This is a genomic window from Pseudomonas asiatica (genome assembly GCF_009932335.1).
GTDB classification, from domain to species: Bacteria; Pseudomonadota; Gammaproteobacteria; order Pseudomonadales; family Pseudomonadaceae; genus Aquipseudomonas; species Aquipseudomonas asiatica.
The window spans coordinates 19428-31336 of sequence record NZ_BLJF01000003.1; the positions used below are offsets into that span (position 1 = coordinate 19428).

Sequence of the window (11909 nt, forward strand, 5' to 3'; positions counted from 1 at the left end):
CCATGCGTTGCCTGATGTTCGTTTGCCTGCTGATCTGCAGCCTGCCCTCATTCGCCCTCGACCGCTCGCGAGTTGAAGGTTACCTGTTGCCCAACGGCCTGCAGGTCATCCTGAAAAACGGCTATGAACGTGACCATGTAGCGATTCGCCTGGTGGTCGGCGTCGGCCTGGATGACTTCAATTGCGAGCAGAAAGAGCTGCCGCACCTGCTCGAGCACCTGCTGTTCAGCGGCATCGACGCAACCGGCGAGGGTGGCCTGGAAGAGCGCCTGCAATCGCTGGGCGGCGAGTGGAACGCCTACACCAGCAGCGCCGACACCACCTTCGTCATCGAAGCCCCGGCGCGCAACCAGCGCAAAGTCCTCGACCTGCTACTGGCGGTGATCCACGAAACCCGCATAGATGCCAAGGCCCTGGCCACCGCCAAGCGCATCATCGAGCGTGAAGATGGCGGCCATTATGGCCACCTGCAGCGCTGGCTCGACCGCCAGGACATCGGCCACCCCGCCAGCGACCAGTTGGCCACCGAGCTAGGCCTGAAATGCCCGGAGCGCTCCAACCTCGACGACATGACCCTGGAGCAGGTGAACACCTTGCGTGACCGCTGGTACGCGGCCAACAACATGACCCTGATAGTGGTCGGCGGCCTCGACCGCCTGCTGCCGGCCTACCTGGAGCGTACCTTTGGCGAATTGCCCGCCACCGAGCCGGAGGAGCGCCGCACCCTGGAAAGCATCGGCCAGCAAGCTGAACAGCGCCGCGACCTGACCCGCGGCTGGCTGGGCGACAGCGTCAAGCTGCACTGGCTGTTCGTCGAGCCGGTGCTGGACAACGACCATCAGGCCACCCTCGACCTGCTGTCGCACTACCTGGATTGGGCGCTGTATGACCAGCTGCGCTTGCGCAACGGGTTGTCCTACGGCCCTTCGGCACAACGCGAGAGCTTCGGCGACACTGGCCTGCTAAGCCTCAATGCCGACCTGGAGCGCGAGGACATCGACCAGGCGGTCGAGGTGATGCAGAAATTGTTCGATCACCTGCGCAAGGAAGGCCTCGACCCGGACACCTTCGAGCGCATCAAGTACGCCAGCGTCGCCAAGGAAAGCTGGAGCACCCAGGGCAACAGTGCCTTGGCCGACTACTATTGGGGCGCGCTGAACGACTATAGCGACGGACGCTTCGCCAACCCGGTGCGCAAGCTGCGGCAGGTCAGCCTGGCGCAGGCCAACGAGGCGCTGAAGGAACTGCTCAAGGAAGATGGCTATGTGCGTATCGAAAAGCCGTTGCTTGGCTATGATGAACTCTATGGGCTGGTTGCCTTGCTATCGGGGCTGATCCTGGCAGCGGGGCTGTTGCGCTGGCGTCGCCACGGTCCGGAAAAACCGAGCGGTGCTACACGCTAGCGGTGAATCGGCGGTATCCTTTTGCCAGTACCGGCCCCTTCGCGGGTATCGCAACGCGGTCCCTGTGGGAGCGGGTTCACCCGCGAAGAAGCCGGCACAGCCACCATATCCTTTCTGTTGTAGCCCCCAATGCCCCAAATCCCCCACATCGTCCAGCGCATCATCGAACTGCTCAAACGCTACCCCGGCATCATCGCGCTCGGCGGTTTCCTCTCCGGCATCGGCAGTTTCATCCTGGTCGACCGTCAGGCTGGCCTTGCCAGCTGGGTAGCTGTGCTCATGCTGGTCAGCTGGCTCTGGCTGATGCTGGAAAACACCCTCACCGGCCTGTTCGCGCGCACCTTCAACCGCGAAATACCGCAGCCATTGCTGCGCTACGCGACACAGATGATCCACCAGGAATCGCTGTTCTTCGTGCTGCCATTCTTCTTCATCACCACCACCTGGAACAGCGGCCAGTTGGTGTTCACCGGCCTGCTTGGTGCCGCCGGGCTGATTTCGATCATCGATCCGCTGTACTACAAGTGGCTGGCACCGAGGCGCTGGCTGTTCCTGGCGCTGCATACCCTGACCCTGTTCGCCGCCCTGCTGACCGCGCTGCCGATCATCCTGCACCTGACCACCGCGCAAAGCTTCAAGCTGGCCCTGATCGCAGCCATGGCCCTGTCGTTTCCCAGCCTTGCCAGCAGCTTCCCGATCAACAACTGGCGCCGTGCCGTGGCCCTGGTGCTGGTCACCCTGTCGGTCGGCGGCGGGGGCTGGCTTCTGCGCTCCTGGGTGCCACCAGCAACCTTGTGGATGACCGAAGTGGCGGTCAGTACCGAAGTGCTGAACCGCCAGCCGGGCGATTCGCTGCACGAAATTGCCGCCAGCCGCATCCGTAGCAGCGGCCTGTACGCCTACACCGCGATCAACGCGCCACGCGGCCTGAACGAGCGGATCTATCACGTGTGGCAAAAGGACGGCCAGGAAGTTGATCGCATTGCCCTGGACATCCATGGCGGGCGCAAGGAAGGCTACCGGGCCTGGACCCACAAGCAGAACTTCCCGCCGAACCCGGTGGGCAAGTGGCAGGTGAGGGTACTGACAGAGGATGGGCAGGTCATCGGTGTGCTGCGCTTCAAGGTGGTCGATGACGCGCCCGCAGGGTGAGTGTAAGGGGGCCCCTTTGCGGCCCCCAAGGTCCGTGAAGACAGCACATAATCACCAAACAGCCCATGCCCGCTGCGCTATGATCAGGCCCTAAGCCTTAGCGCCGAGTCAGTAGCATGGAGCCGATGACCACCCCCAGCGCCACCCTGGACACCAGTAGCCAACCGGCTTGCCTGCGCATTACCGGTGACTGGACCCTGGCGCACTACGCCAGCCTCAAGCGTGAGAGCAAGCGCCTGCGGGCGCAATATGCTGCCGATACCGTCGCCGACCTTAGCCAACTGGGACGCCTGGATACCGCCGGTGCCTCGCTGCTGGCCGAACTGCTCGGCTCCGAACGCCTGTCCCGCTGCACCGATGGCCTGCCCGAAGCCAGCCGCGCCCTGCTCAAGAATGTCTACTGCTCGGTGCAGGACTACTGCATTCCGGTCAAGGAACCCGAGCGTAACGTGCTGCTGTTGCTACTAGAGCGCATCGGCTGCGCCGTTGGCACCTTGTGGCAAGACACCCTGCAGGTGCTCGGCTTCGTTGGCCTGATCCTCGAAACCCTGCTGCGCCGTGCCCTGCAACCCCATCGCTGGCGCTTTACCCCGGTCGTGGCGCACATCGAACAGACCGGTCTGGACGCCGCGCCGATCGTCGCCCTGCTGACCTTCCTGGTGGGCGCGGTGGTGGCCTTCCTCGGCGCCACGGTGCTGGCCGATTTCGGCGCGACCATCTTCACCGTCGACCTGGTGGCATTCTCGTTCCTGCGAGAGTTCGCCGTGCTGCTGACCGCCATCCTCATGGCCGGCCGCACCGCCAGCGCGTTCACCGCGCAGATCGGCTCGATGAAGGCCAACGAGGAAATCGACGCCATCCGCACCCTGGGCCTGAACCCCATGGAGCTGCTGGTGGTGCCGCGCGTACTGGCGCTGTTGATTTCGCTGCCCTTGCTGACCTTCATCGCGATGATCTGCGGCATCGTCGGCGGCGCGGTGGTGTGCGCGCTGACACTGGACATCTCGCCAGCCATGTTCCTGTCGCTGCTGCAAAGCGACATCGGCGTGCAGCACTTCCTGGTCGGCCTGGCAAAAGCACCGTTCTTCGCCTTCCTGATCGCCGCCATCGGCTGCCTGGAAGGCTTCAAGGTCAGCGGCAGCGCCGAATCGGTGGGCGCGCACACCACCTCGGCGGTCGTGCAGTCGATATTCGTGGTCATCGTGCTGGATGCGGTGGCTGCGCTGTTCTTCATGGAGATGGGCTGGTGAGTGGCCAGGAACGTGTGATCGAGGCCCGCGGCATCTGTAACCGCTTCGGCCGCCAGAGCGTGCACGAAAACCTCGACCTCGACCTGTATCGCGGCGAGATACTCGCCGTGGTCGGCGGTTCGGGCAGCGGCAAGTCGGTGCTGCTACGCAGCATCGTTGGCCTGCGGCGGCCCGACGAAGGGCAGATCAAGGTGTTCGGCCAGGACTTGGCCGGCCTGCGCGAAGAGCAGCGCTCACTGGTCGAACGGCGCTTCGGCGTGCTGTTTCAGAAGGGCGCGCTGTTCTCTTCGCTGACCGTCACCGAAAACGTGGCATTGCCGCTGATCGAGCACGCCGGGCTGTCCCGCGCCGATGCCGAGCACCTGGCCGGGGTGAAACTGGCCTTGGCCGGGCTGCCAATCTCGGCCGCCGACAAATACCCGGCCTCGCTGTCCGGGGGCATGATCAAGCGCGCCGCGCTGGCCCGGGCACTGGCACTGGACCCTGACATCCTGTTCCTCGACGAACCCACCGCCGGCCTGGACCCGATCGGTGCCGCCGCCTTCGACCAGTTGATCCTTACCCTGCGTGACGCCCTGGGCCTGTCGGTGTTCCTCATCACCCACGACCTCGACACCCTGTACACCATTACCGACCGCATCGCCGTGCTGTCGCAGAAGAAGGTCCTGGTGGCCGGCCCGCTGGCCGAGGTCGAGCAGACCAACGACGCCTGGATTCAAGAATACTTTCATGGCCCACGCGGGCGCGCGGCCGAGCAGGCCGCCACCCGTGCCGGGCAGGAGCGCTGAGCAATGGAAACCCGAGCCCATCACGTTCTTATCGGCCTGGTCACCGTCCTGGTGGTGGCCGGCGCCATGCTGTTCGGCCTGTGGCTGGCCAAGTCGAGTGTCGACGACGCCTTCAAGGACTACGAAGTGGTGTTCAACGAAGCCGTCTCCGGCCTGTCCCGCGGCAGCCCGGTGCAGTACAACGGCATCAAGGTAGGCGATGTGTCCACCCTGCGCCTGGACCCGAAAGACCCGCGCCGGGTACTGGCACGGGTGCGCCTGAGCGCCGACACCCCGGTGAAGGAAGACACCCAGGCCAAGCTCACCCTGGCCGGCGTGACCGGCAACTCGTTCATCCAGCTCAGCGGGGGCACCCCGCAAAGCCCCGAGTTGAAAGGCAAGGACGGCAAGCTGCCGGTGATCATCGCATCGCCCTCGCCAATCTCGCGCCTGCTCAATGACAGCAGCGACCTGGTGACCAACATCAACCTGCTGCTGCATAACGCCAACCAGATGTTTTCCGAGGACAACATCGGCCACCTCAGCAACACCCTGTCCAACCTCGACAAGACCACCGGCGCCTTCGCTGGCCAGCACGGCAGCATCACCCAGGCCATCGAGCAACTGGTGCAGGTGGGCAAGCAGGCCAGCGCCACCCTGGCCGAAACCCAGGCACTGATGCGCAATGCCAACGGCCTGCTGGGCAGCGAAGGCAAGCAGGCAATCGGCAGCGCCGAGCAGGCCATGCAGTCACTGGCCGGGAGCACCGCCACCATCAACCGCCTGCTCGAGGACAACCGCGAAGCCATCGGCGACGGTGCCCAGGGCCTGAACCAGCTGACCCCGGCGATTCGCGAGCTACGCGAAACCCTAAACGCACTCAAAGGCATTTCCCGGCAACTGGAGGCCGACCCTAGCGGCTACCTGCTCGGCCGCGACAACAACAAGGAGTTCCAACCATGAAACCGTCGCCGCGCCCGTTGGCCCTGGCGGCCGCACTGAGCCTGGCCAGCGCCTGCTCGATCCTGCCGCAGAGCGAGCCCGTCGACCTGTACCGTCTGCCGGTGAACCAGCCCGGTCGCACAGCGCCGGCGCTGGACTGGTCATTGCGCCTGAACAAGCCGCTGGCCAGCGAAGTGCTGGCCGGGCCACGGATTGCCGTGATTCCCCAGGGCGATGTGGTCAGCAGCTACAAGGGTGCGCGCTGGAGCGACGCAGTGCCGGTGCTGCTGCGCAACCGGCTGCTAGACGGTTTCCAGCGTGACGGCCAGGTACAGCGCCTGAGTGCCGACGACAGCAACCTGCAGGCCGACTACGAGCTGGCTGGCGAGCTGCAGGCATTCCAGACCGAATACCGCGCGGGCGGGGCGGTGGAGGTGGTGATCCGCTATGACGCACGCCTGGTTCAAGGCCGCAACCAACGCATTCTGGCCAGCAAACGCTTCGAAATTCGCCAGCCGCTGGCCGACAAGCAGGTGTCAGCAGTAGTTGCCGGTTTCGGGAAGGCCTGCGACCAGCTGACCGGGCAGGTGGTGAGTTGGACCATTGCACAGGCGGGTAGTACACAACCACCATCTGTCCGTTGAGTCAGGCCCGGTTCTATCTCCTGTCAGGGCCTCATCGCCGGCAAGCCAGCTCCCACAGGTACTTCGCATGCCTTGAAGTCTGTGAGGTCAAGGTGGGAGCTGGCTTGCCGGCGATGGGCCGCAAAGCGGCCCCAAAAAGGTCAGGCGAAAAACCAGTAACAGACGAAGATCGCCGCGATCACACCGGAAAACTCCGCCAGCAAGGCGCAGCCGACGGCATGGCGCACGCGCTGGATACCCACCGCACCAAAGTAAACCGCCAGCACGTAGAAGGTGGTTTCGGTACTCCCCTGAATCGTCGCTGCCACCAGCGCCGGGAAGCTGTCCACACCGTGGGTCTGCATGGTCTCGATCAGCATCGCCCGCGCCGCACTGCCGGAGAACGGTTTGACCAGCGCCGTGGGCAAGCCCTCGACGAAGCGGGTGTCCAGGCCCAGCCCAGTCACCGCATGACGAATACCGTCCAAGGCCAGCTCCAGGGCGCCTGAGGCCCGCAATACACCCACCGCCACCAGCATCGCCACCAGGTAAGGCAACAGGCCCTTGGCCACATCGAAACCTTCCTTGGCGCCTTCGACAAAGGCTTCATACACCTTGACCCGCTTCAAGGCGCCGATCACCAGGAACAGGGTGATCACGCCAAACAACGTGAGGTTGCCCAGGATCGACGACAGGCTGGCCAGCGCGGCCGCCGAAAGGGTGCCGAGAAAGGCCATGAAGCCGCCCAGCAGCAAGGCACCGGGAATCAGGTAGGCAAGCACTACCGGGTCCCACAGGCGCAGGCGCTGCATCACTGCCACCGACAGCAGGCCGACCAAGGTGGAGACGCTGGTGGCCAGCAGGATTGGCAGGAACACCATGGTCGGGTCCGCCGCACCTTGCTGGGCCCGATACATGAAGATGGTCACAGGCAGCAGGGTCAACGACGATGCGTTGAGCACCAGGAACAGGATCTGCGCGTTGCTCGCCGTGGTACTGCTGGGGTTCAACTCCTGCAGCGCGCGCATGGCCTTCAGGCCGATCGGCGTGGCGGCGTTGTCCAGCCCCAGGCCGTTGGCGGCGAAGTTCATGGTGATCAGGCCCAGGGCCGGGTGGCCGGGCGGAACTTCCGGCATCAGCCGGGCAAACAGCGGGCCGAGCACCTTGGCCAGCCACTCGACGATGCCAGCCTTCTCGGCGATCTTGAGAAAGCCCAGCCACAGGGTCAGCGTGCCGAACAGCAGCACCATCACCTCGACCGACAGCTTGGCCATGGCAAAGATGCTCTCGACCATCGCCGCGAAGATGCCGGCGTTGCCGCCTACCAGCCATTGGGCCAGGGCGGACACTGCCGCCACCAGGAAAAAGCCAAGCCAAAGGCCGTTGAGCATCCGTGTGTTCCCCCTGAAAAATGCCCGAATGATAGCGTATCGGGGCCTGTGACTGGCGATCGCGATCCTTTGTAGGAGCGGCCTTGTGTCGCGAAAGGGGTGCGCAGCGCCCCCCAAGATTTCAGCTCCGCTGCACAAATTGCCGGGGCCGCTCTGCGGCCCTTTCGCGACACAAGGCCGCTCCTACAAGGGTTCGCAATTGGCTCCCAAGATCTCACAGGCAACAAAAAGCCCCGACAAGTCGGGGCTTTTGGTCAAACAGCAGTCAGGCTCAGCGCTTGGCAGCTTCGCCAACCATGGCCGCTTCCTGCTTGCCGGCCATCAGCGAGGCGTAGTACTTCTCGCCTTTGGCGGCGTCGTACATGCCTTCCCAGCGCGCGATGACCAGGGCTGCCAGGGCGTTGCCCACAACGTTCAAGGCGGTACGGGCCATGTCCATGATGCGGTCGACACCGGCGATGAAGGCCAGGCCTTCCAGCGGGATACCCACGCTGCCCAGGGTGGCCAGCAGCACCACGAAAGAAACACCCGGTACGCCAGCGATACCCTTGGAGGTGACCATCAGGGTCAGCACCAGCAGCAGCTGCTGGCTCCACGACAGATCGATACCGTACAGCTGGGCAATGAAGATGGCCGCGATGCTCTGGTACAGGGTCGAGCCGTCGAGGTTGAACGAGTAGCCGGTCGGTACCACAAACGAGCAGATCGACTTCGGCGCACCGTACTTCTCCATCTTCTCGATCACGCGCGGCAGCACGGTTTCCGAGCTGGAGGTGGAGTAAGCGAGAATCAGCTCATCTTTCATGATGCGCATGATCTTGATCACCGAGAAGCCGAACAGGCGGGCAACCAGGCCCAGCACCATGAAGGCGAAGAAGGCGATGGCGAAGTACACCAGTACCACCAGCTTGGCCAGCGGCAGCAGCGAGCTGAACCCGAAGTTGGCCACGGTCACGGCGATCAGGGCGAACACGCCGATAGGGGCGTAGTTCATGATCATGTGGGTGACCTTGAACATGGTCTCGGAAACCGCCTGGAAAGTACGCACCAGCGGGTCGCGCAGCTCTGCCTGCAGGCTCGACAGACCCAGGCCGAACATCACCGAGAAGAAGATGATCGGCAGCATTTCGCCACGCATCAGCGCTGCGAAGATGTTCGACGGGATCAGGTTCAGCAGGGTTTCGATGAACGCATGCTCATGCTGCACCTCGGCCGCGGTAGCCTGGTACTTGGAGATGTCCACTGTACCCAGGGTGCTCATGTCGATGCCGGCGCCCGGGTGGAACAGGTTGGCCAACACCAGGCCGACGACGATGGCGATGGTGGTCACCACTTCGAAGTAGATGATGGTCTTCAGGCCGATGCTGCCCAGTTTCTTCGCGTCGCCAACCCCGGCGATACCCACGATCAGCGACGAAATCACGATCGGGACGACGATCATCTTGATCAGGCGAATGAAGATGTCACCAGCGGGCTGGAGGACGTTGCTGATCCACCATGCCTTTTCTGCACTGAAATGATTCAGTAGAGCGCCGATTGCAACACCCAGGACCAGACCGATGACGATCTGCCAGGCGAGGCTCAGTTTTGCCTTCTTCATGTCTTTACCCTTTGTTCTAGTGGTCATGGGCACCCAACGGAAACGCGCGTAACAGAGCCGTTGGCTAGGTCACGGGCAGCAGCTGCTTCCGTCCGGCGACTTCATGTAAGGACACCGCAGGCGAGCGACAGGGCGCTCGGCCGGCGAAAAAGGCGGCAACTATTGCGATGGCAAAGGGGGAAATCTAATGCCTGAAGCGCATGGCCCATGCCGTTTATGCATAACGTTTCTGACCAGAACGAGAGGTTCGCAAGTGCTTGATTTACAACGTTCGGAATCCCGAACAAGACCAAACCGCCATATTTAGGCAGATTTGGCAGGGTAAAAAGAACAGGGGCGATGGCTTGTTCGACAATCCGAATGGCCGAAATGCCACTTGAACAAGCGCCGAGCTGATCGAAAAAAATTGATGTGCGGTCGAGACAAAATGTGTCTCGAAGAGGAAATCGCGCAGGGAAGAGACGTTTCCTACATGGCTCCTCGGAAGTCAGGTCTGGTCAGATGCCCCTATGGCACCGCCGACCTGAAACTTCCGATTCCGCCGTTCCTGACCCGGCCCATGGCTGGAGGCACTCCCTGTACCCCTAGGCCACTCCGATCCTGCAACAATCAGAACAGCCCGGCCCCTTGGTCATGTGCAGCCCCTCCTCGGGGCGGCGCATCATAGAAGGCTGAAATATAGACAGGTTCAGCTTCTATTACGTGACAGTGCATGACCTTTCATCCGTACCGGCTACAAACGCTCAGTACCAGTTCGGGTCACGCTTGAGCTGCTCCTGCAGCATTGCCTTCATGCCGTCATCCGGCTCACCCAGCCAGCGGTACTGCGCGTGGCGGGTGGGCGACTTGTCGTTCGGCAGACCTTCGGGCACCTCCACGAGCATCCCGTAGGCATCATCCTTGTCCCAGCTGAACGCCACGATCAGGCGCTTGTAGGTGCAGTTGTCCTGGCCTTCGCACAACGGGCCGACCAGGTACTTGTCGCCGTCTTCGGTGACGGCAGACATCTGCTGCTGGGAACTGCCGGTCAGATTGACCACCCAGTCAGGCAGGCGTTCCTCGCCTTTGATCGTGTCCTGCCAGGTTCCCCTGTACTCCGGGTCCGAGCCGAGCAACTGGTCGACCCGGACCTGGCCGTCATTGGCCGCCATCGCCGCCGCACTGCCACCCAGTAACAGGGCGGCAGCCAGGGCTGTCCAACGCTTCCTGCCCATCTTCAACCTCGTCCACGTCCAAAGAAGAAGGAGGCTACGAACAGCACCAGGAAGACAATGAACAGAATCTTCGCGATACCCGTGGCAGCGCCCGCGATACCACCGAAGCCCAGTACGGCGGCGACAATGGCGATGATGAGGAAAGTGATAGCCCAACTCAGCATGGTGGTTCTCCTTTCTTTTTCGGAATCGGTTCAACCGGCGGTCAGAACACCCAGCGGTCCTGGGGTACGACATTTTCCAAGGTGCCCGGTGACGCACTGGCCTGGCCGGTTGGCAGCGGGTCGGCGGCCTTGACCAGGGTGTTGGCACGGGTTGCCTGAATGTGCGTCAACAGGGCGGTCTGCGCCGCCACTTGCTCGGCCAGGCGCGCGGTCTGCCAGCTGTAATAGAAGAGGCCAGCGGCCAAAGTCAGTACCAGCGCCAGGCCGAGTGACAACACCTGGCGCAGGGGCAGTGCGGCGCTCTGCAAGCGGTTGACGGATTGGCAGTTCATGCCGGCTCCTCCTGCTGTAATTCTTGTTCAAACCTGAATAAGTAATTGCAGCCTGCATGCCAGCCTTTTGAATCAAATAAAATCCTTTCAAATCAAGTAGTTACACATAAAGGCGATAATCGACAGGGACGTATCCTGCACGATGCCTTCCGTGGGGTCGTGCGAATTGCACGATCAACCTTCGATCTTGGTCGCCACCTTGAGCAGGTCGGCATCCACCCCGCGCACGCCGATGATCTGCCTAGCGATTTCCACGGCGATGGTTTTTTGCTCGCTGCTGACCACTTCGCCTGAAAGCCGAACCAGCCCCTCTTCGCTGGCCACTTTCAGGTTCAGGCCATCGAGGTTGCGGCTGAAGCGGTAGCTGTTCTGGATCTTGTCGATGATCCAGCTATCACTCGGCTGCGGCCCGGTCGGCAGCCCAACCGGAGCTTCCCGGGCCTTGGCCATGGCGGCGGTATCGAGGCTGACCAGGTTGTTGACCAGGTGTACGCCCTCGGTGGTGCGCGCCACCACGCCGGCCAGCTCCTTGGCCTCGGCACTGTCGACCTTGCCGCGCAGGGTCACCACACCTTCGCTGCTCTGTACATCTATAGGTGCCTTCTCGGTTATGCGGCTCCATAGCAGCCGAGCACGGATCACGGCGGCCAGGGTGGCATCCTCCAGGCGCTGGGCGTAGGCACGCAACGCCAGCGGGCGCTCCACCAGCTGGGCATTGACCCGCAGTTGGTTGTCAACCTGCTCGATGCCACGGGTAGCCAGAGCCACATGCTCTGCCAGCTGGCGCTCGACGTCGTTCTCCACCTCACCGGAAAGCCGCGCCTGCTTGCCATCCACCTCGACCTGAATACGGAACGGGTCGAGCATGCGGTTCAGCGACAGGGCAGTTTGCAGGGCCCCCTCCAGGCGGGCGTCTTGCACCGGATCGGCGAATACCGGCGTGAACACCGGTAGCAGTGTGGCTGCCAACATGGCGGCTCGGATGGAAAAGCGCATGGCAGTGCCTCCTTTTGTAGGCAAAAACTGAAAATCCTCGCAACCAATGTGCCACCGTGCGCCTCTAAGAAAATC

The 11909-nt window shown here is 62.8% G+C and carries 12 protein-coding genes; 6 read left to right on the forward strand and 6 right to left on the reverse strand.

The features are described from left to right. Positions 1-2: 2 nt before the first annotated feature. From GYA95_RS22650 to GYA95_RS22675, 6 genes are all read left to right on the forward strand, one after another. Complete coding sequence (locus GYA95_RS22650) at positions 3-1403, forward strand: M16 family metallopeptidase (RefSeq protein ID WP_015268495.1); 1401 nt, start codon at positions 3-5, stop codon at positions 1401-1403. Between the two features lie 129 nt (positions 1404-1532). Further along, positions 1533-2555, forward strand: coding sequence for a DUF5924 family protein (locus GYA95_RS22655; protein WP_015268494.1), 1023 nt, complete (start codon positions 1533-1535; stop codon positions 2553-2555). Between the two features lie 116 nt (positions 2556-2671). Then, positions 2672-3805 (forward strand): ABC transporter permease, encoded by a 1134-nt coding sequence (locus tag GYA95_RS22660; RefSeq protein ID WP_043935195.1) that lies wholly within the window; start codon positions 2672-2674, stop codon positions 3803-3805. Then, positions 3802-4593: an ABC transporter ATP-binding protein gene (locus GYA95_RS22665; protein ID WP_015268492.1), complete on the forward strand. Its 792-nt coding sequence runs from the start codon at positions 3802-3804 to the stop codon at positions 4591-4593. Before GYA95_RS22660 ends, GYA95_RS22665 begins: the two co-directional genes overlap by 4 nt. A gap of 3 nt (positions 4594-4596) precedes the next feature. After that, on the forward strand, positions 4597-5535 hold the full coding sequence (locus tag GYA95_RS22670; RefSeq protein ID WP_015268491.1) for an MlaD family protein: 939 nt from the start codon (positions 4597-4599) through the stop codon (positions 5533-5535). Continuing rightward, positions 5532-6158, forward strand: coding sequence for an ABC-type transport auxiliary lipoprotein family protein (locus tag GYA95_RS22675; protein ID WP_015268490.1), 627 nt, complete (start codon positions 5532-5534; stop codon positions 6156-6158). The genes GYA95_RS22670 and GYA95_RS22675 overlap by 4 nt, the downstream gene beginning before the upstream one ends. 140 nt (positions 6159-6298) lie before the next feature. Here GYA95_RS22675 and GYA95_RS22680 read toward each other — a convergent pair whose 3' ends face one another. The 6 genes from GYA95_RS22680 to GYA95_RS22705 form a co-directional block, all read right to left on the reverse strand. Beyond that, entirely contained in the window at positions 6299-7528 is a 1230-nt protein-coding gene (locus GYA95_RS22680; protein WP_015268489.1) for a nucleoside recognition domain-containing protein, read from the reverse strand. A gap of 271 nt (positions 7529-7799) precedes the next feature. Next, complete coding sequence (gltP, locus tag GYA95_RS22685; RefSeq protein WP_003256981.1) at positions 7800-9128, reverse strand: glutamate/aspartate:proton symporter GltP; 1329 nt, start codon at positions 9126-9128, stop codon at positions 7800-7802. Positions 9129-9871: 743 nt separating this feature from the next. Continuing rightward, a complete protein-coding gene (locus GYA95_RS22690) occupies positions 9872-10342 on the reverse strand; it encodes an inhibitor of vertebrate lysozyme family protein (protein ID WP_015268488.1) in 471 nt (156 codons plus the stop codon). A 2-nt stretch (positions 10343-10344) separates the two neighbouring features. Next, complete coding sequence (locus GYA95_RS22695) at positions 10345-10506, reverse strand: DUF1328 domain-containing protein (protein ID WP_003252966.1); 162 nt, start codon at positions 10504-10506, stop codon at positions 10345-10347. 41 nt (positions 10507-10547) lie between these two features. Continuing rightward, on the reverse strand, positions 10548-10838 hold the full coding sequence (locus GYA95_RS22700) for a hypothetical protein (protein WP_015268487.1): 291 nt from the start codon (positions 10836-10838) through the stop codon (positions 10548-10550). Positions 10839-11012: 174 nt separating this feature from the next. After that, the gene (locus GYA95_RS22705) at positions 11013-11834 is read right to left on the reverse strand and encodes a BON domain-containing protein (RefSeq protein ID WP_015268486.1); all 822 of its coding nucleotides are present in this window, start codon (positions 11832-11834) and stop codon (positions 11013-11015) included. Positions 11835-11909: the final 75 nt, after the last annotated feature.